Source organism: Rudaea cellulosilytica DSM 22992 (assembly GCF_000378125.1).
GTDB lineage: Bacteria > Pseudomonadota > Gammaproteobacteria > Xanthomonadales > Rhodanobacteraceae > Rudaea > Rudaea cellulosilytica.
Genome location: NZ_KB899242.1, coordinates 687,840 through 712,500, shown reverse-complemented (window position 1 = coordinate 712,500; position 24,661 = coordinate 687,840). Strand labels below are relative to the sequence as shown.

Here is a 24,661-nt window from a genome sequence, read left to right as displayed (position 1 = left end):
GAGATAGAAAAATGACGCAAATTGCCCAAATTCTCGCCCGCGAAATTCTCGACTCGCGCGGCAATCCCACGCTTGAAGCGGAAGTGACCCTGGCCGATGGTTCGGTCGGTCGCGCGGCGGTGCCCAGTGGCGCCTCTACCGGTTCGCGCGAAGCGGTCGAACTACGCGATGGCGACAAAGCGCGTTATCTCGGCAAGGGCGTGAAGAACGCAGTCGCCAACGTCAACACGACGATCGCTTCCGCGCTGAAAGGCTTCGACGCGAACGACCAGAAAGGGCTCGATGCGAAGTTGATCGCGCTCGACGGCACGAACAACAAGGGCAAGCTCGGCGCGAACGCGCTGCTCGGCGTGTCGCTCGCGAACGCGCATGCGGCCGCGGCATCGAAGAAGCAGCCGTTGTGGCAGTACATCAATACTTCGCTTGCGGCCGGTGCGCCGCTGCATCTGCCGGTGCCGATGATGAACATCGTCAACGGCGGCGCGCATGCCGACAACAACGTCGACATGCAGGAGTTCATGGTGTTGCCGGTCGGCCTGCCGAACTTCTCCGAGGCGCTGCGCGCCGGCACGGAAATCTTCCATGCGCTCAAAAGCGTGTTGAACGGCAAGGGCCTCAACACTGCGGTTGGCGACGAAGGCGGTTTCGCGCCGGATCTCAAGTCGAACGAACAGGCGATTGAGACGATCCTCGAGGCGATCGGCAAGACCGGCTACAAAGCGGGCAAGGATGTCTATCTCGGCCTCGACGTCGCCTCGTCCGAGTTCTTCAAGGACGGCGCCTATCACCTCGAAGGCGAGGGCAAGAAATTCTCCTCGGCGGAACTGGTCGAGTTCTATGCTGGGTGGGTAGCGAAGTATCCGATCATAACGATCGAGGACGGCATGGCCGAAGGCGACTGGGACGGCTGGAAGGCGCTGACCGACAAGCTCGGCAAGAAGGTGCAGCTGGTCGGCGACGATCTGTTCGTGACCAATCCGGCGATCTTCCGCGAAGGCATCGAGAAGGGCATCGCCAACGCGATCCTGATCAAGGTCAATCAGATCGGCACGCTTAGCGAAACGCTTGAGGCGATCGCGATGGCGCACAAGGCGAATTACGCCGCGATCGTTTCGCATCGTTCGGGCGAGACGGAAGATGTGACGATCGCCGACATCGCGGTGGCGACGACGGCGACGCAGATCAAGACCGGCTCGTTGTGCCGCTCCGATCGCGTGGCCAAGTACAATCAGTTGCTGCGCATCGAAGGAGCGCTCGGCGCGGCGGCGAAGTACGCCGGACGCAACGCGTTCCCGAACCTGCCCGGCCTCGTCTGACGGGCACTCGGCGTGCTGCGTTGGGTTGCCCTGATCCTGCTGGCGCTGTTGCTGGCCCTCGGCGTGAAGCTGTGGGCCGGCGAATGGGGCTTTCGCGAGATCGCACGCCTGCAGGCGCAGATCGCCGAGCAGAAGGCCGAGAACGCGAAACTGCAGCAGCGCAATGATCAGCTGAAAGCCGACGTCGAGGATCTGCGCAACGGCAAGGACGCGATCGAGGAACGCGCGCGCACCGAACTCGGCCTGATCAAGCCCGACGAAATCTTCTACCAGGTGGTCGAACCGGCGCCCGGCGAAGCCAAGGTCGGGACGGACAAGGCCGGCGCCGATAAGAGCCGCGATGCCCAGCATTGACGCCGCGCTCTGGTGCGTGGTGCCGGCGGCCGGCCGCGGCTCGCGTTTCGGCGGCGGGGTGCCGAAGCAATACCTGCCGCTCGCGGGCAAGCCGCTGTTGTTGCATACGCTGGAGCGGCTTGCCGCGCATCCGCGCATCGCCGGCCTCATGGTCGCGTTGGCCGTGGATGATCCGCATTGGCCAGACCTCTCTTCGCTGCGCGGCAAACCGGTGTTGAGCTGCCTCGGTGGCGGCGAACGCGCCGATTCCGTGCTGGCCGGCCTGCGCGCGCTGGTCGATAAAGTGGAAAAGGATAATTTTATACTCGTGCACGATGCGGCACGGCCCTGCGTGCGCGAGGATGACATCACGCGCCTGATCGAACTCGGTATCGCCGCGGGTGGCGCGCTGCTTGCCGCGCCGTTGCGCGATACTCTCAAACGCGCAGATGCGGACAGCCGCGCGGTCGCGACCGAGCCGCGCGAGGCGCGCTGGCGCGCGCTGACGCCGCAGCTGTTCCGCCACGGCGAACTCGTCGCGGCACTCGAGTCGGCAGGCGCGGCCGGCATCGCCGTTACCGACGAGGCAATGGCAATGGAACGGAAAGGATTCAAACCGCTGCTGGTCGAGGGCGCCGAAAGCAATATCAAGGTGACGACGCCGGCAGATATGATGCTGGCGGAATTCCTGCTCGGGAGGGAACGCTGATGCGCATCGGTCAAGGTCTCGACGTCCATGCATTCGGTCCGGGCGACCATATCGTCCTCGGCGGCGTGCGTATCGCGCATACACAGGGCGTGGTCGCGCACTCGGACGGCGACGTGGCGATCCACGCACTCTGCGATGCCATCCTCGGCGCTCTCGCGCTCGGCGACATCGGCATGCATTTTCCGCCGTCCGAGGAACGCTGGCGCGGCGCCGACAGCCGCGTGTTCCTGCGCCGTTGCGCCGAACTGATGCACGAGCACGGCTACACCTTGGGCAACGCCGATATCACGATTGTCTGCGAGCGGCCGAAGGTTGCAGCGCACGCGCAGGCTATGCGCGAGCACCTCGCCGTCGATCTCGGCGCGGGTGCAGGCCAGATCGGGATCAAGGCGACGACGAGCGAGAAGCTCGGCTTCACCGGGCGCGGCGAGGGCATTGCGGCGTTCGCCGTGGTCCTGCTCGTGCCGCGCTAAAGGACACAGCATGGCCGAACTCCCCTACGCCCACGGCGGTCCGCCGCTGACCGGCACGCTGCGCACGGTCCCCGAGGATTTTTTCGTCGACGAAGACCTGGGTTTCGCTGCCGACGGTGCCGGCGAGCACGTGTTCCTGCGTGTGGAGAAGCGCGGTGCGAACACCGATTTCGTCGCGCGCGAGCTGGCGAAGTATGCGGGCATCGCTCCCGATGCCGTGAGCTACGCGGGATTGAAAGACCGCCATGCGGTCACGCGACAGACCTTTTCGCTGCACCTGGCGGGCAAACCCGACCCCGACTGGAGAGCGCTGCAGCACGAGGAGTTTCGCGTCCTCGACGCCCGGCGCCACAGCCGCAAGCTCAAACGCGGCGCGCTCAAGGGCAACCATTTCCGGATCGTCCTGCGCGGTGTTGCCGGCGATCGCGGCGCGGTCGAAGTCCGAATCGCAGCCATTGTGGAACAGGGTGTGCCGAACTATTTCGGCGAACAACGCTTCGGTCGCGGCGGCGCCAACGTCGAACGCGCATTGCGAATGTTCGAGGGTCGGAGAGTACAGCGGCATGAGCGCAGCCTGCTGTTGTCCGCGGCGCGTTCGCACCTGTTCAACGCGGTGCTTGCCGCGCGCGTCGAAGCCGGCAACTGGCGCACGCCGCTGGCCGGCGAGGTGTGGATGCTCGCAGGCACGCACAGCGTCTTCGGGCCGGAGCCACTCGGCGACGAGCTGCTTCGCCGTTTCGGCGATGGCGATATCGGCCTGACCGGGCCGCTCTGGGGCAAGGGTGCGCTGCGCAGCGTCGAGGAGGTTGCGCAGATCGAAAGCGTCGTCGTCGCCCAGTATGCACCGCTGGCGGCCGGGCTTGAGGCGAACGGCCTCAACCAGGAACGCCGCGCGCTGGCCTTGCGGCCGGGGGATTTTTCGGTGAACTGGTCGACCGATCGTGACCTGGAACTGGCGTTTTCGCTGCCGGCCGGCGCCTATGCCACCACGGTATTGCGCGAAATCTGCGCTTGGACGGCGGCCTCGGTCGGCGCGCCGACTTCGGAACGCGAAGGTCCAGAAACGGCTGTCTAGGTCGCACTTCTGGGTAAGCAAGCACTTTCGGCACATGCAAATCTTGCGCGTTCGCCTATAGTGAACTCAGCGGCAAGCGGTCGCTGGCCGCATTGGCAGGTTCCTTTGGAGGTTGCCATGAAGCGTTCGATAGTGCTTTTTGTTGCGGGCATGTCCTTGGCTCTGGGCGGATGCGCATCGATGGGTGGCACCCAGCAGGCGAATTACGAAGTCAGAACCGATGTCGACATGGGCAAAGTGATCGCCGTCAATCAGTGGGCGGAAACCAAGGGTGCGCGGATAATGTGGATCAATCTTCCACAGAAGCCGAAGAACCTGGATTCCGCAAGCTCGGTCAACTAGCCAACAATACGATCACGGCACCCGTGCCGCCCTGATTCGCTTTCGCCGAGGCGAAAGCGAGCACTTCGGAGCGGCGACGCAGCAGGCCGTCGACCAGGCGCTTGAGCACGGGCCCTTCGTTGCGCGAGCGCAATCCCTTGCCGTGGATGATCTTCACGCAGAGGCGGCGTTCGCGCCGGCTCTCGGTGAGGAACTGCGCGATCGCCTCGCGCGCCACGGCCTGGGTCATCTGGTGCAGGTCGATCTCGTCGGCGACACTGAACTGGCCACGCTTGAGCTTGCGCAGCAGCAGCGGCGAGTGGCCGTCCTTGAGGTAGCTCAATTCCTCGCCGACTTCCATCAGTGCGGGATCGATGTCCGAATCGATCAATTCGCCCGGCACGCGCGCCTCATCGAGGCGCGACTGCATCGGCTCGGGTGGCGGTCGCGGCCTGTGGTTCTCGACAACGAGCTGGCGGATCGGGCGCACGCTGCCGATCGACTGCACGAACAGATCGTGGTCGTCGCTGCTGACCGTGGGCGCGCGCCGCTTCGTCATCGCCGGCGGATAAGTTGCAGATACCCGGCATCGAACAGAGCCTTGAGCGTCGCCAGAGCCTGCGGGGTGGTCGTCAATCCGGCCAACGCATTCCCGTCGATCTCGCGCTCGGCGACGAGCAGTCGAGCCAGTCCCGTCGGGCAGCGCAGCGCCGCGCCGGCGGCGAACAACTCGGCCTCGCGTCCGTCGCGGCGCCAGGCGAAACGGCTGAACGGATTGCGCAGGACGTTGGACTTCGACAGCCGCCGCTGCAGCTCGGCCAGGCCGATCTCGCGACCCGGCGTGGCCACGATCTGCGCACTGCGATAACGGGTGATGAAGGAGCCGAACCAGCGCGCCAATGTCGTTTTTTCCACGTTGGCAAAATGCGGCAACGCCTGGCGCACCCGCGCCAGCGCCGCCTCGTCGATTTCGCCGCTGTCTTGCGCAGGAACGAGGTCGGGATCGACGTAGCGATCGTTTTCGGTCAATGGCTCGGCGAGAAACTCGGCGAAGTCGAACAGCAGTTCCGCACGCGACGGCGCGCGCATGCCGATCGAATAGGTTGTGCATTCGCCGAGTGCGACGCCGTCATGGGCGACGCCAGGCGGCAAATACAAGGCATCGCCAGGATCGAGCAGCCAATCGTGCGTGGGCGAGAATTCGCGCAGCAGTTTCAGTTCGCTGTCGTCGCGGAACTCCGCAGGCGAGAACGCACGCGGCTGCGCATCGATGCTCCAGCGGCGGTAGCCTATGCCTTGCACGAGAAAGACGTCGTACTGGTCGACATGCGGACCGACGCCGCCGCCATCGGTAGCGTAGCTCACCATCACATCATCGATGCGCCACGACGGCAGGAAGGCGAAGCGGTCGAGCAGGGCGGCTACGTCCATGTCCCACTTGTCGACGTCCTGCACGAGCAGGGTCCAGCGCGTCTTCGGCAGACGGGCGAAGTCGCGTTCACGGAACGGGCCGTTGCGCAACGTCCAGCGATTGTGCTTTTCGTCGCGCAAGACGATGCGCGAAAGTGCGGCCTCCGCGCAGGCGAGGCCGGCGAGATCATCCGGCGCCACGGCGTTGACGCCTTCGTGAAACATGCCGCGAATCAGCAGCGGCTGCTTTTGCCAGTAGTCACGCAGGAACTGGCGCGGCGACATGCCGAGCGGCTGGCCTGGCCTTGCACGGACTTCGATCGCCGGTGCCCCGGGGTGCTTTCCCGTGCTTGGCTTCATGCCGCGATTCGCGCTGGGGGCGAGGCCGTAGTGACCGCTTTGCGTACGTTGTTGCGCGCGCGTCCATCGACATCGGGCAGCTTGTGGCCAACCGCGATCAACGCCTTGATCGCGGGCATGACTTCGCGGCCCAGTTCCGTCAGCGTGTACTCGGCCGACGGTGGCGAAGTGTCGAGCAGGTGGCGCGAGACCAGGCCGCGCGTCTCGAGTTCGCGCAGGCGCGCGGAGAGCACGCGCGCGGAAATCATCGGAATGTCATGGCGCAATTCGCCGAAGCGGCGCGGCTCGCCCGAGAGCGCCCAGATCACGTTCGGCGCCCAGGCGCCGCGCAGCAGCAGCAGGCTTCTTGTCAGCGGACAACTCGGCGGCGGATCGACTTTGCTTTTGCGCAGCGGCAGGCCCATGGATGGTTACTCGTTGGTTTGCAAGTTACTCGCGGGATACCACATTTTATCAGTTACACCGGGTTAGATGGTATCCAACAGTAACTTGGTATAGGTACGATACTGCCTCCCCGCCGCGACGGCCGCGCGGCTTGGGTGCGAGTCGTTTCCCATGAAGGAGAAAGTCATCATGAAACTGTATTATTCCCCCGGCGTTTGCTCGCTTTCCCCGCACATCGTCGCGCATGAAATCGGCCTGCCGCTGAAGATCGAAAAAGTCGACACCAAGACGAAGCAGACCGAAACCGGCCGCGACTACCTCGCGATCAACCCGAAGGGCTATGTGCCGGCGCTCGAGCTCGACAGCGGCGAAGTGCTCACCGAAGGACCGGCGATCGTGCAGTACCTGGCCGATCAAAAGCCGGAGAGCGGCATCGCACCTCCGAACGGCACGCTGGCGCGTTCACGGCTGCAGGAAATGCTCGGTTATATCAATTCCGAGATCCACAAGACCTATAGTCCGTTCTTCAAGCCGGACACGCCGAAGGAAACGCTTGCCGAACGCGAAGCTTACCTGCGCAAGCGCTACCAATTCGTCGAGAACATTCTCGCCAAACAGAATTGGTTGCTCGGCGACAAGTTCAGTGCGGCCGACGCGTATCTTTTCGTAGTCACGAGATGGGCCGCGGCGATCAAATTCGATCTGTCCGAGTTCCCTGCGCTGCAGGCGTTCCAGAAACGCGTCCACGAACGTCCGGCCGTGCAGGCGGCGATGGCCGAGGAAGGTCTGATCAAGCACCAGGCAGCAGCCTGATGTCCGCTGGCCGGACGATCACCATCGTCCGGCCACGTTTCCTTACTGATCAAATATTTTTGGCGAGTGACTCGGCCGCACCGATGTAGCCCGCCGGTGTCAGCGCCAGCAGGCGCTGTTTGTCCGCATCGGGCAGGGCGAGACCGGCGATGAATGCGCGCATCGATTCGCGCGTGATGCCCTGGCCGCGCGTGAGTGCCTTGAGTTGCTCATACGGCTCAGGCAGGCCGTGGCGGCGCATCACGGTCTGCACGGCTTCGGCGAGCACTTCCCAGTTCGCGTCGAGATCGGCGGCGAGGCGCGCAGGATCGACATTGAGTTTGCCCAAGCCGCGCATCAGCGAGTCGAGTGCGATCTGGGTGTGGCCGAAGGCGGTGCCGAGCGTGCGCAGCACGGTCGAATCGGTCAGGTCGCGCTGCCAGCGCGAGATCGGCAACTTCTCGGCGAAATGGCCGAACAGCGCGTTGGCGACGCCGAAGTTGCCTTCCGCGTTCTCGAAGTCGATCGGATTGACCTTGTGCGGCATTGTCGACGAGCCGACTTCGCCGGCCTTGAGCGCCTGCTTGAAATAGCCGAGTGAGATGTAGGCCCAGACGTCCCGGCACAGGTCGATGAGGATCACGTTCGCACGGCGCACTGCGTCGCTCAACTCGGCGACGAAATCGTGCGGCTCGATCTGCGTCGTGTAGGGATTGAACACGAGGCCGAGCGATTCGACGAAGCGTTGCGCCAGCGCCGGCCAGTCGACCTCGGGATAACTGATCGCATGCGCGTTGTAATTGCCGACCGCGCCGTTGATCTTGCCGAGGATTTCCACGTTCGCGATCTGCTTGCGCTGGCGTTCGAGGCGCGCGATAACATTGGCGAGTTCCTTGCCGAGCGTGGTCGGCGTAGCGGTCTGGCCGTGCGTACGCGACAGCATCGGCAGCGCGGCATTCGTGTGTGCGAGTTCGCGCAGCCTGGCGATTGCGCCGTCGAGCGCGGGCAGCAGTACGCCATCGCGTGCGTCGCGCAGCATCAGCGCGTAGGCGAGGTTGTTGATGTCCTCGCTGGTGCAGGCGAAATGGACGAACTCCTTGGCTTTCGCCAGTTCCGCATCGTCACCGATGCGCTGCTTGATGAAGTACTCGATCGCCTTGACGTCGTGGTTGGTCGTGCGTTCGATTTCCTTGACCTTGTCGCCGTCGATCGTGGCAAACGCGTCGGCAATCGCGCGCAATTTCGCCCGCGCCGCCGCGGAGAACGGCGCGACTTCGACGATCGCTTCCGCGTCGGCCAATGCCTCGAGCCAGCGCACCTCGACGAGGACGCGGCGCTGCATCAAGCCGTACTCACTGAAAATCGGGCGCAAGGCCTCGACCTTGGCGGCATAGCGGCCGTCGAGCGGCGACAGGGCGGTGAGGGTCGAATGGGTCATGGGCGGGTGGTGCTTTTGGGGGCGCAAATGATACCAACAGCCAACCCGTCATTTCGGCAAAAAGCCGAAATGACTGCATTTATCTTGATTTCGTTCCACGCGGGCGCAAACTCCCAGGTCTATCGCAGTCAGTGAAGAACGATATGGCCGACTTCCGCATCGAACACGACAGCATGGGCGAGCTCAAGGTGCCTGCCGAGGCTTTGTACGGCGCGCAAACGCAGCGCGCGGTCGACAATTTTCCGATCTCCGGCCTGCGCATGCCGCGCGAGTTCATCCGTGCGCTCGGCCTGATCAAGGCGGCGGCGGCGCGGGTCAACGGCGGTCTCGGCCATCTGTCGAAAGCCAAGGCGAAGGCGATCGCCAAGGCGGCCGAACGAGTCGCCATGGGCGAGTTCGACGCGCAGTTCCCAATCGACGTGTTCCAGACCGGCTCGGCGACCTCGTCGAACATGAATGCGAACGAGGTCATCGCGCATCTGGCTTCGTCCGCGAGCCTGAAGGTCCATCCGAATGACGACGTCAACATGGGCCAGTCATCGAACGACGTGATTCCGACCGCGATTCACGTCAGCGCGGCATTGTCGGTGAGCGATAAGCTGCTGCCAGCGCTCAAGCATCTACGCAAGACGATAGATCGTCGCGCGAAGGAGTTGAACAAGGTCGTCAAGACCGGCCGCACGCATCTGATGGACGCCATGCCGGTGACTTTCGGCCAGGAGTTGTCCGGTTGGTCGGCGCAGATTGTCTCGAACATCGCGCGCATAGAAAGCGCGCTCGAGCGCGTGCGCGCGCTGGCGCAGGGCGGCACGGCGGTCGGCACCGGCGTCAATGCCGACGCCAGGCTCGGCCCGGGCATCTGCAAGGAACTCAGCCGCGCGACTGGCGTACGTTTCGTTTCGACGAAGAATTTCTTCGAGGGCATGTCTTCGCAGGATGCCGCGGTCGAACTGTCCGGCCAGCTCAAGACGCTGGCCGTATCGCTGACCAAAATCGCGAACGACCTGCGCTGGATGAACTCGGGGCCGCTCGCGGGCATCGGCGAGATCGAGTTGCCGGCGCTGCAGCCGGGTTCCTCGATCATGCCGGGCAAGGTCAACCCGGTGATCCCCGAAGCTACGGCGATGGTCGCGGCGCAGGTGATCGGCAACGACGCGACGATCGCTGTCGCCGGCGCGAGCGGCAACTTCCAGCTCAACGTGATGCTGCCGGTGATCGCGTACAATTTGTTGCAAAGTATAGAAATTCTCGCCAACGCATCACGCCTGCTCGCCGATCGTGCGATTGCGGGGTTCAAGGTGCGCCGCGATCGCGTCGGCGAGGCACTCGCACGCAATCCCATCCTTGTCACCGCATTGAATCCGGTGATCGGCTACGAGGCAGGCGCTGCCGCGGCTAAGCGTGCCTACAAGGAGGGCCGACCGATTCTCGATGTCGCGCTCGAAACCACCGGCTTGTCGAAGGCGGAACTGGAAAAACTGCTCGATCCGGCCGCTTTGACGCGTGGCGGCGTGCACGGCGGCTCGTCCGGCGGCTAAAATGTGACGTAGTTTGTTCGCTGCGTCACAGATTTCGCGTCGGGCCCTTGCGCTGGCGGGGACACGAACGTATCAAGCGGCCAGCGACGCGGCAGCTTTTCGCTGCCGTATTTCTTTTACACAGGGGCAGAGAAGATGTTGTGGTCCAAGCAGTTTTTCGTTTTCGGAGTGATGTGCGTGCTCGCGTCGGTGTCACTGCATGCGCAGGACTTGGCTATCGACGGCAAGGATTTCGAGTCGGGTGCAGCTGACGCCAAACTGGCGGAGATCGCGCGCCAGGCCGCGGCAAGCGGCAAGACCATCGTCGTGACGACGCCGCCATACTGGCAGGCGAAGGCGGCCGGCAAGATTCGAGCGGCAGCCCCGGGCGTACAGGTGAAGACCAGCGACGCGTTTTTCGAGAACGTGCTGGTGCGCATCGTCGACGTCGACAAGGCGGCAAAGCCCGAAGCGGCGGTGGCCGCGAAGCCGGCCCCTGCGGTCGAACCGGCTGCGCCAGCAGCGCCCGCAAAGACGGCACCGCGTGCCGAGACCCGTCCTGCTGCTGTTGCCGCGGAACCCGCCGCAGCCGAATCGCCGCCGGCGGGGGAGTCGACACCCGTGAAGAGCGCGGAGCCGCCCCAGGTGGCACTTGCAAAGCCTGCGCCCGCGCCGGCCGCCGCCGCGCCGTTGCCCAGCCCTCCCGCCGCCGAGAAGCCTGTGTCGTCGGCGCCTGCAGCGCCCGCGCCTGCTCCCACGACCGCAGTCGCCACGATTTCGCCCGCGCCGTCGGCGAAGGCAGCGCAGGTCGGACACACGGCGCCCGTCGCCGATACGGCGGCGATCAAGCACGCGTTCGAAAACCAGTTCAATCTTGGCCGCCCGGCGGTTGGGGCGATCGGTCCGGTGCAGTTGCGTAAAGGTGATGAAATCTTCATCCGCGGTCCCGTGCGCGCGGTCGTGCGGCGCGACCGCAATCGCGTCGAGTTGTTCTGGGTCGAGGGCGAGCTCAACCTCGATCGCGCCGAACTATCGAAGACTTCCGCCGACCGCTATCGCGTCGACGAGGCAATACGCGAGGTGTCCAATCCCAGTCTGCGCGCGATGCACAGCGAGCCGAAGATGTTCACCGCGCATGTGCCGGCAGCGAAGGTACGCAGCGACATGGAGCGGCATTTCAACGATGCGAAGGTCATCGCGGCGAGCATTGGGCCGGGCGATCTGCGCTACGGCGATCTGTTCTACATCTACCGCAGTCATGCGGTCGTGTTCCGCCGCACCGACCTCGGTTTTGATCGCTATTGGCTCGAGGGCGAGATCGACTTGAACCAGTCGGGCTTGATCAAGAGCGGCGACGCTTACCGGATCGTCAGCGAGAAACTCTGAGTTCGGCGATTTGAATCGAACGACGCGGCGCGCGATGCGCCGCGTTTCGCGACTGCTCGCGTCAGACCGAGGTCTCGACGCGGTGGCGGCGGAACGCTATCGCCGCGACGATCAGGGCGACGCCGGCCGCGACACCGATCCACAATTCGGGCGAGGCCAGTGCGCCCAGGATGCGGTTCCAGCTCAACAGCGAGTTCACCAAATCGAAGCGGTCGAGGGCGATGTTGACATTGTCGCCTGTGGACAGCGCCCTGATCCCACCGTTGCCGCCGATATCGAACCAGCCGCCGGGAACGACGCCGAACAGGATACGGCCGACGATGTTCTTCCAGTACCACGCACTCGGAATCGAGAGTTGCTGGAGCAGGTGGGTGAAACCCATGACCGCGCCGAACGCGACCGGTACGGCCACCGCCCACAGGAACGGCTTGGACCGCGCGAATGCCGAGCAGAGCAGCAGCCAGCCGACCGTCGGCAGAGCCCACAGTGCGTTGAGCGGAATCAGCAGAATCAGCTTGGTCCACATCGCCAGCAGCGGCGCCGGGTTCCACAACAGTGGCAGCGGATTGACGCTGTGCAGGCCGGCATAGGCGCTGACCAGAATCAGAAAAGCGAGATGCAGAACTATCGTCGCAGCGATCGCGAGCGCCGGTGCAACAAGCACGGCGGCGACGACCTTGGACAGTACCGTGTCGAGATCTGAAACTGGCAGCGACTTCCAGAACAGCACGCTGCGGTCGCGGCGGTCATCGTAGAGCGCGCCGAGCAGGTAGAAAAATACGACGAAGGACAGCGTGATCATGATCGGGATCGACAGGGCCATCAGGCCCACGGTCAGGCCTGCGTTGAACTGCGCGATCTGGTCGGCGGTCATGTTGTGCGCGATCGTGTCGAGGTTCATGCCGCCCAGGTTGATGCCGTGCCGCGCGGCCGTGGCTTCGGCGACGACCAGGCTGAGCAGGGCGATGGCGATCACCACGCCGCCGGCGATCAGCGGCGCCCAGAAGAATCCGCCGCGGTGTTCCCAGTATTCGCGCTTGAGCAGCCAGAGGAAGGTTTGCATCGGATTCGATTTGGTCATTGCGGCTTGCCTGATTTCAGACGGCGCGTTCATGCGTAGGTCCCCTTCATCGTCGCCACGAACAGGTCGGCGACGCTCGGCTTGTGCAGTTCGCCGAGCTGGGCGAGTTGCGCCTGCGGTACGCCGTCGAACAGGAACACGGTCTTGCCGAAGATGCCGCGTTCGTTGAGCGGCTTGAGCGCGCGTGCCGCTTCAACCTTGTCCGGCCCGACCATGACCTCGGCATAGCGCTCGCCGATCTGGTCCATGCTCGCGTTGACGATGAGCCGGCCATCCTTGATGAAGATCAAGTCGGTGAGGATATGCTCGATTTCTTCGACTTGGTGGGTCGTCACCAGGATCGTTTTCTGCTCGTCGAAGTAATCGTTGAGCAGGTTCTGGTAAAACTCCTTGCGGTAGAGGATGTCGAGGCCCAGGGTGGGCTCGTCGAGCACAAGCAGCTTGGCGTCGATCGCCATGACCAGAGCCAGATGCAACTGCACAATCATGCCCTTGGACAACTCACGCACGCGCTGCGTCGGTTGCAGTTTGGTGCGGGCGAGGAAGGCCAGGCATTTCTCGCGTGAGAAGCGCGGGTGCACGCCGGCGACGAAGTCGACCGCTTCGGACACGCGCAGCCAGCGCGGCAGCACGGCGACATCGGCGATGAAGCAGACCTGTTGCATCAGTTGCGTGCGCTGGGTGCGCGGGTCGAGGCCGAGCACCGAGAGCTCGCCCTCGAATTCGGCGAGGCCGAGGATCGCCTTCAGTGCGGTCGTCTTGCCCGCGCCGTTCGGGCCGATCAGGCCTACTATTCGCCCTGCGGCGATGTCGAAATCGACGCGGTCGAGTGCGACGGTGCTGCCGTAGCGCTTGGCCAAGCCGCGCGCGCGGACGATATTGGTCGTGGTGGCGCTGACGTCATTCATGCGAGGTGCCGTTCGTGTTCTTCGCGGTGTCGAGCAGGGTGGAAAGATCCAGGCCGAGGCGGTTCAGGCGATCACGCAGTATTGGCCATTCCTCGCGCAGGAAGCGTTCGCGTTCGCTGCGCAACAGGGCTTCGCGCGCGCCTTCGGCGACGTACATGCCGAGGCCGCGGCGCTTTTCGACGAGATTGTCGTCGACCAGCTCCTGATATGCCTTGGACACGGTGATCGGGTTGAGCTGAAAATCCGCCGCGACCTGACGCACCGACGGCAACGCGTCGCCGTGCTTGAGTACGCCGTCTAGGATCATTGCCACGACTCGATCGCGCAGTTGGCGATAGATCGGGGCATTGTCGTTCCAGGTTACGCTCATGGCGATGGCCGTGCTCTCACTTGCCGTTGCGGGTCAAAACCTTGCCGAAGGAATAGTAGGGCATGTCCAGTCGCAGGCGGTGGGGCTCGGCGACCGCGCGCACGAGGAAACTGCGTTCTTCGTCGTCGCCGACTTGGGCCACGGCAGTGGCGCGCATCGCTGCGGCAACTTCTTCGGCTCCGGGCTGCACGACGATCGTCGACAGGATCTGGATGCGATCGCTGGGGTCGATGCGCGCGGCAAGAATTTCCTCTTCGCTGGCGGTCACATGGACGGTGGGCAGCACGGGAAGCACTGCGGCGGCGGAAGCAACGGCCAGGTCGGCGGCATCGGGACGCACCGTCACCGTGCCGAGGCTGACGACGGGCAACATGGAAGTGGCGTGGGCAGCGACCGGAGCAGGACTCGAATGCAGGGTTGCCGCACCGAGGATGACCGCGCCCGTAAGCGCGAGCAAGCCGAGCCGGATAATTGGGGTGGACGTGTTCATGATCATCTCCGTGGTGACTCTGTGAGTCGATGAAGTGGTGTTGTATGTAACTATAACACTAAACCACGAGATGTCAATAAACATTGATAAAAAACTTCGTCGCGAAACGAGAAGGCGAATTACTTATTGATTTTATTGGAGAAAAATAATTCGCCGGCGCGAAAGAGCGCTACCGCAGGGCCGGCTGGCAGCAACTTCAGGGCGAATTTGCGCGCGGCTCAGGCCGTTTCGGCTTGCTCAAGCTCGTGCTGAGCAGCCAACCAAGCTTCTTCCGTCGCGCCGATCTCGCTCGCCAGGGCATTCGATTGCTGGCTCAGTTCGAGCATCTGCGTAGTCGACGCTTTAGCATAGAACGCGGGATCGGCCAGCTTGGCGTCGAGCGCGCGTTTGTCCGCTTCGAGTGCGGCCATGCGCTTTTCGAGGTCGGCGAGCTTCTTGCGCAGCGATCGCTGCAGCGCGACGCGCTCACGGCCCTCGACGGCGGAATCCACCGCGGGCGCGGCTTTCGTCCGCGCGTCGGCGCGTTCGCGGCGTTGCTCTTTCTTGCTCTTGCCCGACGCGGCGGGAGCCTCGGTACCGACGGCATCTTCCGCGTTCGCTCGCATCACGATGCGCGCATAGTCGTCGAGATCGCCGTCGTAGTCGGCGACACGGCCGCCGCCGACGTGCAGCAAGGTGGTGCAGCAGGTACGGATCAGCGCGCGGTCGTGGGAGACGAGGACGAGCGCACCTTCGTAGTCATTGAGCGCCTCGGTCAGCGCTTCACGCATGTCGAGGTCGAGATGGTTGGTCGGCTCGTCGAGCAGCAGCAGGTTCGGTTTCTGGTAGACGGTCAGCGCTAGGCATAGCCGTGCCTTCTCGCCACCCGAGAACGGCGCGACCGGTTCGAGCGCGCGGTCGCCCTGGAAGCCGAAGCCGCCGAGGAAATCGCGCGCGCCGCGTTCGCCGAGCGCGGGGTCGAGTTCGAGCAGATGCTCGACCGCGGTCGACGTCGCATGAAGCTGTTCGAGCTGGTGCTGGGCGAAGTAGCCGATCTTGAGATCGCGCGCGGCGATCATTTCACCGCCCATTGGGGCGAGTTGCCCGGCGAGCAGCTTGATCAAGGTCGATTTGCCTGCGCCGTTTGCGCCGAGCAGGGCGACGCGATCGCCGGGCACGAGGTTGAATTTGATCCGCTCGAGCACGCGGCGCTCGCCGTAGCCTGCCGCGGCCTCGTCGAGACGCAGCAGCGGGTCGGGCATCGCTGCGGGCTGGCGAAACTCGAAGCGTATCGTCGACGCCGCGCGGATCGGCGCGATGTCGACCATGCGTTCGAGCGCCTTGATGCGCGATTGCGCCTGGCGCGCCTTGGTCGCCTGCGCGCGGAAACGGTCGACGAACTTCTGCAGGTGAGCGCGCTCGCGCTGCTGCTTCTCGTACATCGACTGCTGCTGGGCCAAACGCTCGCTGCGCTTGCGCTCGTAGCCGGTCAGATTGCCGGCGAACAGTTCCACGCGCTGCTCGGCGATGCTGAGCATGTGTGTGGCGACGGCATCGAGGAATTCGCGGTCGTGCGAGATCACGAGCAGAGTGCCGGTATACTTTTTCAACCAGCCTTCGAGCCAGATCACCGCGTCGAGATCGAGGTGGTTGGTCGGCTCGTCGAGCAGGAGCAGGTCCGAACGGCACATCAGTGCCTGGGCGAGGTTGAGGCGCATGCGCCAGCCGCCGGAGAAATCGCGCACATTGCGCGTCTCCGCACCGGCGGCAAAGCCGAGGCCGTGCAGCAGTGCGCCCGCGCGCGCATGTGCAGAATAGCCGTCGATCGCAAGTAGGCGTTCGTGCAGGTGTGCCAGGCGCATGCCGTCGTGCTCGGCCTCCGCGACGACGAGATCGCGTTCGATCTGACGGAACTCGGTGTCGCCGTCGAGTACGTAGTCGAGCGCGCTGACGTCCAGTGCTTCGACTTCCTGCTTGACCCAAGCCAGGGTCCAGTTCTTCGGCCGCTCGAAATGACCGGCGTCGGGTTGCAGGTCGCCGGCGACCAGCGCCAGCAGGCTCGATTTGCCCGCACCGTTGCGCCCGCTGATACCCACACGCCAGCCGGCGTGCAGTTGCAGGGTCATGGATTGGAACAAAAGCAGGGGGCCGCGCCGCAGCGCGAGGTCGTCGAAACGCAGCATGCGCGCATTTTACCCGAAGGAAACTCTGCGCGGATGCAGAGTTTTCGCGGGCCATGGATGGCCCAGCGTGCATCGAGCATGCAAGTGTTTGATTCATCGTGGCCGAGTCGACCTTACGTTGAACTCGGCGCGGTCTGCCAAGCTTGGGGGTGGGCTTGTGCAGGCCTTGCGAAGAGCGCAGGCGACTCGAACCTGAACGGAACTTCGCCACTGCGGAACCACTGCCGGACACCCGAGTCGAACAGTGCGGTTGATTTGCCTTCGCGGGATGGGAGCCGCACAATACGCAGCCTTTTCGCGCCGGCGCGATGAGCGCATGGCATTTCGGATCCGCGTGCGGATCGCCTACCGAACGTTCTTTCGAGTTACCAGGAGCATACATGACCCAGTTTTTGCGCAAGACCCTGACCGCCACGGCCGTGGCTGCCGCGATGTCCGTCGCCAGCGCTTCGTTTGCGCAGGCCCCGGCCGCAGCACCGGCGGCTCCGGTCGCCAACAAGGCGATCGACGCCAAGTTCAAGAGCGAGAAGGAAAAATTCGGCTATCTCGTAGGCACCAAAGTCGGTGAGAATCTTTCGCAGATCAAGGACGAAGTCGACCAGGCCGCGCTCGTCGCAGCGCTGCAGGAAAGCCTCAAGGGCGTCAAGCCGAAGCTGACTCCGGAGGAGCTCAACCAGGTCAACCAGGAGTTCATGCAGAAGCATCAGGCCGCGGCCATGGCCAAGCGTGCCGAGGAAGCGAAGAAAAACCAGGCCGATGGCGATGCGTTCCTTGCCAAGAACAAAGCCAAGGCGGGCGTGAAGACCACCGCCTCGGGCCTGCAGTACGAGGTGATCAAGGAAGGCACCGGTGCGAAGCCGAAGGCCACCGATACGGTCAAGGTCGAGTACCTCGGCACCAAGATCGACGGCACCAAGTTCGACGCGTCGGCCGACCACGGTGGTCCGGCGACGTTCCCGCTCAACGGCGTGATCCCGGGCTGGACTGAAGGCGTGCAGCTGATGTCGACCGGGTCGAAGTACAAGTTCTACGTGCCGTCCAAGCTTGCTTACGGCGAGAACGGCCCGGGTCCGATCGGTCCGAATGCGACGCTGGTGTTCGAAGTCACGCTGCTCAGCATCGAACCGCCGGCAGCCGCGGGTGACAAGACGCCGCAGCCGGTGGATAAACCCGCCGCTGCGAAGCAGTAACCTCGCGCTGCAACTTGCATTCGAAAAAAGCGCGGAGCGATCCGCGCTTTTTTTGTGTCCGACATTCATGTGCCACACTTCGAGCCGTTGCCGGCGTGGCGTCAAAGCACCTCTCGCTGAAGTTTTTGTGGCTACATGGTCACACCTCACATAGCGACCCGTTACAATTCCACAGATGAAAATCAGCATATTCGGCACCGGCTATGTCGGTCTGGTTACCGGCGCATGCATGGCCGAGGTGGGCAACGAAGTCGTCTGCGTGGATATCGACGCGGCCAAAGTGGCGCGCCTCGATGCCGGCGAGATTCCGATCTTCGAGCCGGGCCTCGAGGATCTTGTCGCTGCGAACCGGGCGAAGAAGCGTCTGCGCTTCACCACCGACGCCGCGGCGTCGATCGCGCACGGTTCGGTCATCTTCATTGCCGTCGGCACGCCGCCCGACGAGGACGGCAGTGCCGATCTTTCGCACGTGCTCACGGTCGCGCGCACGATCGGCAAGCACCTGGAACGGCCGGCGGTGATCGTCAACAAGTCCACCGTGCCGGTCGGCACGGCCGACCGCGTGCGCGAGGCGATTGCGGGTGAACTTGCCGCACGCAAAGTCGATGTCGCCTTCGACGTCGTCTCCAACCCCGAATTCCTCAAAGAAGGTGATGCGGTCAAGGACTGCATGCGCCCCGATCGCATCGTGATTGGCTCGAACAGCGCGCGCGCGATCGAGCAGATGAAGGTGCTGTACGCGCCGTTCAACCGCAACCACGAGCGCATCGTGCTAATGGACGTGCGCTCGGCCGAGCTGACCAAGTACGCGGCGAACGCGATGCTCGCGACCAAGATCAGCTTCATGAACGAAATGGCGAACATCGCCGAACGCGTCGGTGCCGACATCGAGCTGGTGCGCCACGGCATCGGTTCGGATCCGCGCATCGGCTACTCGTTCATCTATCCGGGCGCAGGCTACGGCGGCTCGTGTTTTCCCAAGGACGTGCGCGCGCTCGAGCGCACGGCGCGCAGCCACGGCTACGAGGCACGCCTGCTCGGCATGGTCGAGGCGGTCAACGATGCGCAGAAGGAAAAGCTCTACGAGCTGATCGAGCGCCACTTCGGTGGCGCGCCGAAGGGCCGGACGATCGCCGTCTGGGGTCTCGCGTTCAAGCCGAACACCGACGACATGCGCGAGGCATCGAGCCGGCGCCTGCTCGAGCAATTGTGGAATGCGGGCGCGAAGGTGCGTGCCTACGATCCGGAGGCGCGCGAGGAAGCACGACGCATCTATGGCGAACGCGAGGATCTGGTTCTGTGTGAGGATGCCGATGCGGCGCTCGACGGTGCGGACGCACTCGTCATTGTCACCGAGTGGAAGGCGTTCTGGAGTCCGGATTTCGGGCAGATCAAGGCGAAGCTCGCGACGCCGGCGATCTTCGATGGGCGCAACATCTACGAGCCGGCGGCGGTGGAGGCGGCCGGCATTGCGTACTATGGCATCGGGCGCGGACGCAGCCTGCAGGGCGGAAGGCCCAAGGCGACGAATTGAACATGAGCGCAAGCGACACAAATCCGGGGTCGATCGAACAACGCCTGACCGAGCTGGAAGTGCGTCTGTCCTTTCTCGACAGTACCGTGCAAAGTCTGGACACGACGGTGGCGTCGCAAGATCGTACGATTGCGGAAATGGCGCGTGCGCTCGAACGCCTGCGCAGCGAACTGGCGGGCATGCAGACCGCGGGACATGACGCGCGCGACGAGCCTCCGCCTCCACACTATTAGCTGGTGGTCGTTCTTGAACGCAAGTCGAAAAGCGGCCATCCTTGGCCGCATTTTTCAAATAAAATCCGGGCCTCGGTAAGATCTGTTCGAATTTGTTTATGTCCGAATCGCTCCGCGATCAACTGCTGAAATCCGGTCTGGTCAAGAAGATCAAGGCTGAGGCACCGCCGCCCGTGCGCGAAAAACCGCGGCAGGCCGAAAAACGCCAGAATCGTCCGATGTCTGGCGGACCGCCCCGACGCGACCCGCCGGCGCAGGTGCAAAACGCTGCGCGTGAACCGAATCTCGCTCACTTGTACGGCTTGCGTGCCAAGCAGGAAAAGGAAGAGCGCGAGGCTGCGCAGCGCAAAGCCGAGCAGGATGCGAAAGAGAAGCGCGAACGCAAGCAAAAGCTCGCGCAGTTGCTCGCCGACAAGGCGCTCAATTCGGCCGATGCCGAAATGCCGCGCCATTTCCCGCATGGCAACAAGATCCGCCGCGTTTACTGCACGTCGGCGCAGCTCGCCGAACTCAACCGCGGCGAACTCGGCGTCGCTCAGCTCGCGGGTCGCTATCTGCTCGTAGCGCGCGAAATCGCGCTGCAGGCCCAGGCGATCGATGAACACGCGCTGGTCCTGCTCTGCGATCCGAACGCTCCGTCCGAGGATGACGTGCCGGCTGACCTGGTCTGGTAGGCCCGGCAGGTCAATCCATCGGTCACACGACGCGTCGCCCAGCGCCGCGAATCAGTCGCAGGCCTGCGCCAGCAAGCACGAACGCAAGCAAGATCAAGGCGTATCGGCCCAGCAATGGCGCGGGAACGGCAGGTGCTGGCGCGGCGACATTGGCAGTGCTGGTCGTGGTGGCCGTGGCTGTACCCGGTGCGTCATCGGCCAGAGTCACGATGACGGTGAAGGTCTGATGGCTGGCATAGGTATGCGTGCCGCTGACCAGGAATGCGCCGGATCCGCCGCTTACGACTCCTGCCGACGTCGTCCCGTCGCCCCAATCGATCGTCGCGACGAAATCGGCGGCGGTACTGACTGTGTCGGTGTCGGTGAAGCGAGCGACCGTACCGCTGAACGGGCTCCACTGTGTTGCCGAAAAAACGACTGACGTTCCTGTCAGCACGTCTGCTTCATTGACGGTTGCGGTTGCGCTCGCTGTGGACGTCGCCGTGCCGGGCGCGTTCTCGGTGACGGTGACGCTCAGTGGGAAGCTGCCTTCATCCGCATACGTATGCTGGCCGGCGACCGTGAATGAGCCGGCGCTGCCGGCAATCGTGCCCGACGTGGTCGTGCCATCTCCCCAGTTGATCGAGGCGGTGAAGGACGCCGTCGTTTTGGTGATGTCGCTGTCCGTGAAGCTCGCTACCGTGCCGCTGAAGGCGGTGTGTTCCGTTGCCGATAGATTGCTTGCTGTCGCAACCAACGTGCTATTGACGTTTGCGGAGCTGGTTACAGTCGCCGTAGCCGTGCCGGGTGCATCGTCGCTCAGCGTGACGCCGACGGAAAAATTGCCCGAACTCACGTAGGTATGCGTGCCGCTGACCAGGAACGCGCCGGCACCGCCGCTCACGGTTCCGGGAGTCGTCGTGCCATCGCCCCAATTGATCGTCGCGACGAAGTCGCCAGCCACGTTGACCGTATCGGTATCGGCGAAATGCGCGACCGTGCCGCTGAATGAACTGCCTGCGGTCGCAGAAAATGTGACCGGCGTTCCCGACAGCACGTCCGCTTCCTTCACGGTGGCCGTGGCAGTTGCCGTAGATGTCGCGATGCCCGGGGCAGTTTCGGCAACCGTGACGCTCAGCGCAAAGCTACCTTCGTCCGCGTAGGTGTGTTGTCCGCTGACGGTGAACGCGCCGTTGCTCCCGGCAACCGTGCCTGAAGAAGTCGTACCGTCGCCCCAGGTCACCGAAGCGATGAAGGATGCCGCCGTTCTTGACGTGTCGCTGTCCGTAAATGTGGCGACGTTGCCGTTGAACGCGGCGTGCTCCGTCGGCGAGATGTCGAGCGCAGCCGCGGTCAGAGTATTGCTGACGATGGCCGTGCTCGTGACCTGGGCGGTCGCTGTGCCGGGCGCATCGTCGTTCAGAGTCACGACGACCGAAAAAATTCCGGGAGCCGCATAGGTGTGCGTGCCGATGACCCGAAACGAGCCGGCGCTGCCGCTCACCGCTCCCGCACTGATCGTCGCGTCGCCCCAATTGATCGTGGCGGTGAAATCGCTGGCCGTGTTGGTCGTCAAAGTATCGGTGAACATCGCCACGGTAGCGGAGAATGAAGTGCCGGGTGCGCCGGAAAACGTCCGCGGTGTTCCGGAAAGGACGTCGGCTTCGGTGACCGTCATCGTGGTCGAGACCGTTGCTGTTCCCGTGCCCGGCGAGACATCGTTGATCGTCACGGTGACCGTGAACGTGCCTTCGTCCGCGTAGGTATGCGTGCCGAGCACCGAGAACTGTGGCTCGTTGACGGCGATCGCGCCGGTCGTGGTCGGGGAGCCATCTCCCCAATCGATCGTCGCGGTGAAATCGGCCGCTGTCGCCGCGGGATTGTCGTCCTCGAAGATCGCGACCGGGCCATCGTCGATGCTGTTGAACGTCGTCCCCTCCGCGACGGTGACGCTTTGTGGAAATGCCGTGATCACCGTGGCTGCGGACACCACTGGCATCGCCAGCAGCATCAGGCAGACACACAACGACATCAGCGATCGCGTCGACTTTCCTGCGCTCTTGAACGAGTTCGGCACCACGTCCCCTTTGCGCATTCCGCGCGTTGACGTCAGGTATTGCCTTGATTGCAACTGTTCGCCGATTCTAATTCGGATGCAGGCTGAAAGTCACCGCGCCGACAGCATCAGAAGTCGATGAAATAGCCGCCGTTCACCGGGATGTTCGCGCCGGTGATGAAACCCGATTCGTCGGCCGCGAGAAATGCGACGACGCGCGCAATTTCGGAAGGTTCGCCGAGACGGCCGACCGGGATGCTCGCGACGATCTGGCTGCGCACGTTTTCGGGGATCGCGCGCACCATCGAGGTGTTGCAGTAGCCCGGCGAGACGCTGTTGACGGTCACGCCCTTGCGCGCAACTTCGCGTGCGAGGGCCATGGTGAAGCCGTGCATGCCGGCCTTGGCCGCGGAATAGTTGGTCTGGCCGAATTGGCCGGTCTGCCCATTGACCGAGGAGATATTGACGATGCGGCCGAAGCCGCGATCGCTCATGCTATCGACGACGTTGCGGCACATGTTGAACACGCCGTCGAGGTTGATCTTGAGCACATCGACCCATTGCTGCGGCGACATCTTGCGCAGCGTCGTGTCGCGGGTGATGCCAGCGGCATTGACGAGGATATCGATCGGACCATGCGTCGCCTCGACTTGCTTGATCAGCGCGGCGCAAGAATCGAAATCGGCCACGTTGAATGGTTCGAAGAAGATCTTGCCGGCGTAGTCCTTGATCTCGTCCTGGAACTCGGCAAGGCGTTCGGGCCGGCTACCCAGGTCGGCGGCAACCGCAATGCAACCGGCATCGGCGAGATGCTTGCAGATTTCGGTGCCGAGGCCGCCGATGCCGCCGGTAACCAGTGCGATGCGTTTCTTCATTCTTGCCTCATCAAAAAAAATCCCATCGCGAGGATGGGCTGGTCTTCGTGCTGCGCAGCACATGCTGCGCAGCGGGAACGGATGCGGCAGTGCGCCGTATCAGGGCTTGCCGTCCTTTTTGGGCGCACCTGCCTGCTGCGCCTGTGCGGCGGATGCGGCGGACTTGAGGAAGTTGTCCTGCACCGACTTCCACAGGTCGAGGTTGCGCTCGGTCATGTCGTTGAGCATGGACCAGGGCGTCTGCCCGAGGATGTTGTTGAGCTGGCTGCGAAACTTGCCCTGCTGATCGAGGAAGATCTGCAGACTCTTTTCCAGATAACTGCCCATGAAGCCCTGCATCGAATCGCCGTAGAAGCGGATCACCTGCGACAGCAGCTGGGTGGTGAACATCGGCTGCCCGTGGCCCTCGTGCTCGGCGATGATCTGCAGCAATACGGTGCGGGTCAGGTCTTCGCCGGTCTTGGCGTCGCGGACTTCGAAAGCATCGCCGTCGAGCACGAGCTGGCGGACTTCTTCGAGCGTGATGTAGCTCGAGATCTCCGTATCGTAGAGGCGGCGATTCGGATATTTTTTGATAATGCGGGTTTGTGCCATGCCGCAAAAGTAGCAGATTGTGCCGCGGTGCACCAGTGTAATGCTGCGCAGCATGGCGGGCTGGAGCGGGCAACCGTCGGGGCCGATGGGCCGGTACGGTCCCCCCCGCTGGGCAGCCTCGATCGGCGCCCATGCTTCGCCGGGTGACACGTCCGGCGAAGCCATCATTAGGATCTCTACAGCCGCCCCTCAGCGGTCGGCTTGCGCCGTTCGCGCACGCAACCAGCACGCGCGGATCAGCCGAAAAACAAATCTGCTACCAACCCATGTATTGCCCGCCGTTGATGGCGAGATTGGCGCCGGTGATCCATTTGGCCTCATCCTTGACGAAGAACTCGATCGCGTAGGCGATTTCCTCCGGCTCGCCGAGGCGGCCGACCGGGATCTGCGCGGCGATCTTGTTGCGCACGTCCTCGGGCACGGCCATGACCATCTCGGTGGCGACATAGCCCGGCGAGACCGTATTGACCGTGATGCCGAACTTGGCGTTCTCCTGCGCGAGCGAGATCGTGAAGCCGTGCATGCCGGCCTTGGCCGCAGCGTAGTTGGCCTGGCCGTACTGGCCTTTCTGGCCGTTGATCGAACTGATCTGGATGATGCGTCCCCACTTGCGGTTGCGCATGCCTTCGATCACGGGACGGGTGACGTTGAACACCGAGTTGAGGTTGGTGTTGATCACCTCCTGCCACTGCATCGCGCTCATCTTGTGGAAGGTGGTGTCGCGGGTGATGCCGGCGTTGTTGATCAGGATGTCGATCGGCCCGAGCTTGGACTCGATTTCCTTGATCATCGCCTCGGAAGAAGCAGTGTCGGACACGTCGCCCTTGACCAGCAGCACATCGACGCCTTCGGACTTGAGCTTGTCTGCCCAGGCCTTGGCCTTGGCTTCGTCGCGGTAGTTGGTGGCGACCTTGTGTCCCATCGCCGCGAGGCGCTTGACGATGGCCGTGCCGATGCCGCCGGTGCCGCCTGTAACGAGTGCTACGCGAGACGTCATGACT

The 24,661-nt window shown here is 63.6% G+C and carries 26 protein-coding genes; 13 read left to right on the top strand and 13 right to left on the bottom strand.

Annotated features, from left to right (window positions below; genetic code table 11):
* Window positions 1–11: 11 nt before the first annotated feature.
* From eno to F455_RS22970, 6 genes are all read left to right on the top strand, one after another.
* Complete coding sequence (gene eno, locus F455_RS0112980) at window positions 12–1,316, top strand: phosphopyruvate hydratase (RefSeq protein ID WP_018973732.1); 1,305 nt, start codon at window positions 12–14, stop codon at window positions 1,314–1,316.
* A 12-nt stretch (window positions 1,317–1,328) separates the two neighbouring features.
* The gene (gene ftsB / locus F455_RS0112975) at window positions 1,329–1,670 is read left to right on the top strand and encodes a cell division protein FtsB (protein WP_018973731.1); all 342 of its coding nucleotides are present in this window, start codon (window positions 1,329–1,331) and stop codon (window positions 1,668–1,670) included.
* Window positions 1,657–2,358 carry a 2-C-methyl-D-erythritol 4-phosphate cytidylyltransferase gene (gene ispD, locus F455_RS0112970; protein ID WP_033409812.1) on the top strand — a complete coding sequence of 234 codons (702 nt, stop codon included), beginning with the start codon at window positions 1,657–1,659 and terminating at the stop codon, window positions 2,356–2,358. The genes ftsB and ispD overlap by 14 nt, the downstream gene beginning before the upstream one ends.
* Window positions 2,358–2,831, top strand: coding sequence for a 2-C-methyl-D-erythritol 2,4-cyclodiphosphate synthase (gene ispF, locus F455_RS0112965; protein ID WP_018973729.1), 474 nt, complete (start codon window positions 2,358–2,360; stop codon window positions 2,829–2,831). Before ispD ends, ispF begins: the two co-directional genes overlap by 1 nt.
* Window positions 2,832–2,841: 10 nt before the next feature.
* Window positions 2,842–3,906 (top strand): tRNA pseudouridine(13) synthase TruD, encoded by a 1,065-nt coding sequence (gene truD, locus F455_RS0112960; protein WP_018973728.1) that lies wholly within the window; start codon window positions 2,842–2,844, stop codon window positions 3,904–3,906.
* Window positions 3,907–4,023: 117 nt separating this feature from the next.
* Complete coding sequence (locus tag F455_RS22970; protein WP_157578779.1) at window positions 4,024–4,248, top strand: hypothetical protein; 225 nt, start codon at window positions 4,024–4,026, stop codon at window positions 4,246–4,248.
* Here the strand turns inward: F455_RS22970 and F455_RS0112950 are convergent.
* The 3 genes from F455_RS0112950 to F455_RS20815 are packed head-to-tail and all read right to left on the bottom strand — an operon-like array spanning window position 4,241 to window position 6,401.
* A complete protein-coding gene (locus F455_RS0112950; protein ID WP_018973726.1) occupies window positions 4,241–4,786 on the bottom strand; it encodes a Smr/MutS family protein in 546 nt (181 codons plus the stop codon). The genes F455_RS22970 and F455_RS0112950 overlap by 8 nt on opposite strands.
* Entirely contained in the window at window positions 4,783–5,997 is a 1,215-nt protein-coding gene (locus tag F455_RS0112945) for a cupin domain-containing protein (protein WP_018973725.1), read from the bottom strand. Before F455_RS0112945 ends, F455_RS0112950 begins: the two co-directional genes overlap by 4 nt.
* On the bottom strand, window positions 5,994–6,401 hold the full coding sequence (locus F455_RS20815; protein WP_018973724.1) for a winged helix-turn-helix transcriptional regulator: 408 nt from the start codon (window positions 6,399–6,401) through the stop codon (window positions 5,994–5,996). Before F455_RS20815 ends, F455_RS0112945 begins: the two co-directional genes overlap by 4 nt.
* A 169-nt stretch (window positions 6,402–6,570) precedes the next feature.
* Between F455_RS20815 and gstA the strand changes: the two genes are divergently transcribed.
* A complete protein-coding gene (gstA, locus tag F455_RS0112935) occupies window positions 6,571–7,194 on the top strand; it encodes a glutathione transferase GstA (RefSeq protein WP_026293348.1) in 624 nt (207 codons plus the stop codon).
* 49 nt (window positions 7,195–7,243) lie between these two features.
* Here the strand turns inward: gstA and purB are convergent, their stop codons facing one another.
* Complete coding sequence (gene purB, locus F455_RS0112930; RefSeq protein ID WP_018973722.1) at window positions 7,244–8,611, bottom strand: adenylosuccinate lyase; 1,368 nt, start codon at window positions 8,609–8,611, stop codon at window positions 7,244–7,246.
* 143 nt (window positions 8,612–8,754) lie between these two features.
* On the opposite strand from purB, the gene F455_RS0112925 reads away from it, so the two are divergent.
* Together F455_RS0112925 and F455_RS22105 are read left to right on the top strand one after the other, a co-directional pair.
* Complete coding sequence (locus tag F455_RS0112925; protein ID WP_018973721.1) at window positions 8,755–10,149, top strand: class II fumarate hydratase; 1,395 nt, start codon at window positions 8,755–8,757, stop codon at window positions 10,147–10,149.
* A 135-nt stretch (window positions 10,150–10,284) separates the two neighbouring features.
* Window positions 10,285–11,514 (top strand): hypothetical protein, encoded by a 1,230-nt coding sequence (locus F455_RS22105; RefSeq protein WP_018973720.1) that lies wholly within the window; start codon window positions 10,285–10,287, stop codon window positions 11,512–11,514.
* Window positions 11,515–11,575: 61 nt separating this feature from the next.
* Here F455_RS22105 and F455_RS0112915 read toward each other — a convergent pair whose 3' ends face one another.
* The 5 genes from F455_RS0112915 to F455_RS0112895 all read right to left on the bottom strand — a co-directional run bounded on the left by F455_RS0112915 (window position 11,576) and on the right by F455_RS0112895 (window position 16,525).
* Window positions 11,576–12,628, bottom strand: coding sequence for a hypothetical protein (locus F455_RS0112915; protein ID WP_211212323.1), 1,053 nt, complete (start codon window positions 12,626–12,628; stop codon window positions 11,576–11,578).
* A complete protein-coding gene (locus F455_RS0112910) occupies window positions 12,625–13,503 on the bottom strand; it encodes an ABC transporter ATP-binding protein (protein WP_018973718.1) in 879 nt (292 codons plus the stop codon). Before F455_RS0112910 ends, F455_RS0112915 begins: the two co-directional genes overlap by 4 nt.
* Window positions 13,496–13,873: a GntR family transcriptional regulator gene (locus F455_RS0112905; RefSeq protein ID WP_018973717.1), complete on the bottom strand. Its 378-nt coding sequence runs from the start codon at window positions 13,871–13,873 to the stop codon at window positions 13,496–13,498. Before F455_RS0112905 ends, F455_RS0112910 begins: the two co-directional genes overlap by 8 nt.
* Before the next feature lie 16 nt (window positions 13,874–13,889).
* On the bottom strand, window positions 13,890–14,363 hold the full coding sequence (locus tag F455_RS0112900) for a hypothetical protein (RefSeq protein WP_157578777.1): 474 nt from the start codon (window positions 14,361–14,363) through the stop codon (window positions 13,890–13,892).
* 218 nt (window positions 14,364–14,581) lie between these two features.
* A complete protein-coding gene (locus tag F455_RS0112895; RefSeq protein WP_018973715.1) occupies window positions 14,582–16,525 on the bottom strand; it encodes an ATP-binding cassette domain-containing protein in 1,944 nt (647 codons plus the stop codon).
* Between the two features lie 380 nt (window positions 16,526–16,905).
* Here F455_RS0112895 and bamJ point away from each other — a divergent pair, with 380 nt between their 5' ends.
* From bamJ to F455_RS0112875, 4 genes are all read left to right on the top strand, one after another.
* A complete protein-coding gene (bamJ, locus tag F455_RS0112890; RefSeq protein ID WP_018973714.1) occupies window positions 16,906–17,715 on the top strand; it encodes a BamJ family beta-barrel-assembly machinery protein in 810 nt (269 codons plus the stop codon).
* Between the two features lie 175 nt (window positions 17,716–17,890).
* Window positions 17,891–19,249, top strand: a complete 1,359-nt coding sequence (locus F455_RS0112885) for a UDP-glucose dehydrogenase family protein (protein WP_018973713.1) — start codon at window positions 17,891–17,893, stop codon at window positions 19,247–19,249.
* 2 nt (window positions 19,250–19,251) lie between these two features.
* Entirely contained in the window at window positions 19,252–19,482 is a 231-nt protein-coding gene (locus tag F455_RS0112880) for a SlyX family protein (RefSeq protein ID WP_018973712.1), read from the top strand.
* Window positions 19,483–19,580: 98 nt separating this feature from the next.
* The gene (locus tag F455_RS0112875; protein WP_018973711.1) at window positions 19,581–20,156 is read left to right on the top strand and encodes a DUF2058 family protein; all 576 of its coding nucleotides are present in this window, start codon (window positions 19,581–19,583) and stop codon (window positions 20,154–20,156) included.
* Between the two features lie 22 nt (window positions 20,157–20,178).
* On the opposite strand, the gene F455_RS0112870 is transcribed toward F455_RS0112875, so the two are convergent.
* The 4 genes from F455_RS0112870 to phbB (F455_RS0112855) all read right to left on the bottom strand — a co-directional run bounded on the left by F455_RS0112870 (window position 20,179) and on the right by phbB (F455_RS0112855) (window position 24,657).
* Window positions 20,179–22,167, bottom strand: a complete 1,989-nt coding sequence (locus F455_RS0112870) for a beta strand repeat-containing protein (RefSeq protein WP_157578775.1) — start codon at window positions 22,165–22,167, stop codon at window positions 20,179–20,181.
* Between the two features lie 152 nt (window positions 22,168–22,319).
* Window positions 22,320–23,066 carry an acetoacetyl-CoA reductase gene (gene phbB / locus F455_RS0112865; protein ID WP_018973709.1) on the bottom strand — a complete coding sequence of 249 codons (747 nt, stop codon included), beginning with the start codon at window positions 23,064–23,066 and terminating at the stop codon, window positions 22,320–22,322.
* A gap of 99 nt (window positions 23,067–23,165) precedes the next feature.
* Entirely contained in the window at window positions 23,166–23,660 is a 495-nt protein-coding gene (phaR, locus tag F455_RS0112860) for a polyhydroxyalkanoate synthesis repressor PhaR (RefSeq protein WP_033410047.1), read from the bottom strand.
* A gap of 256 nt (window positions 23,661–23,916) precedes the next feature.
* Window positions 23,917–24,657 carry an acetoacetyl-CoA reductase gene (gene phbB / locus F455_RS0112855; RefSeq protein ID WP_018973707.1) on the bottom strand — a complete coding sequence of 247 codons (741 nt, stop codon included), beginning with the start codon at window positions 24,655–24,657 and terminating at the stop codon, window positions 23,917–23,919.
* Between the last annotated feature and the right edge of the window lie 4 nt (window positions 24,658–24,661).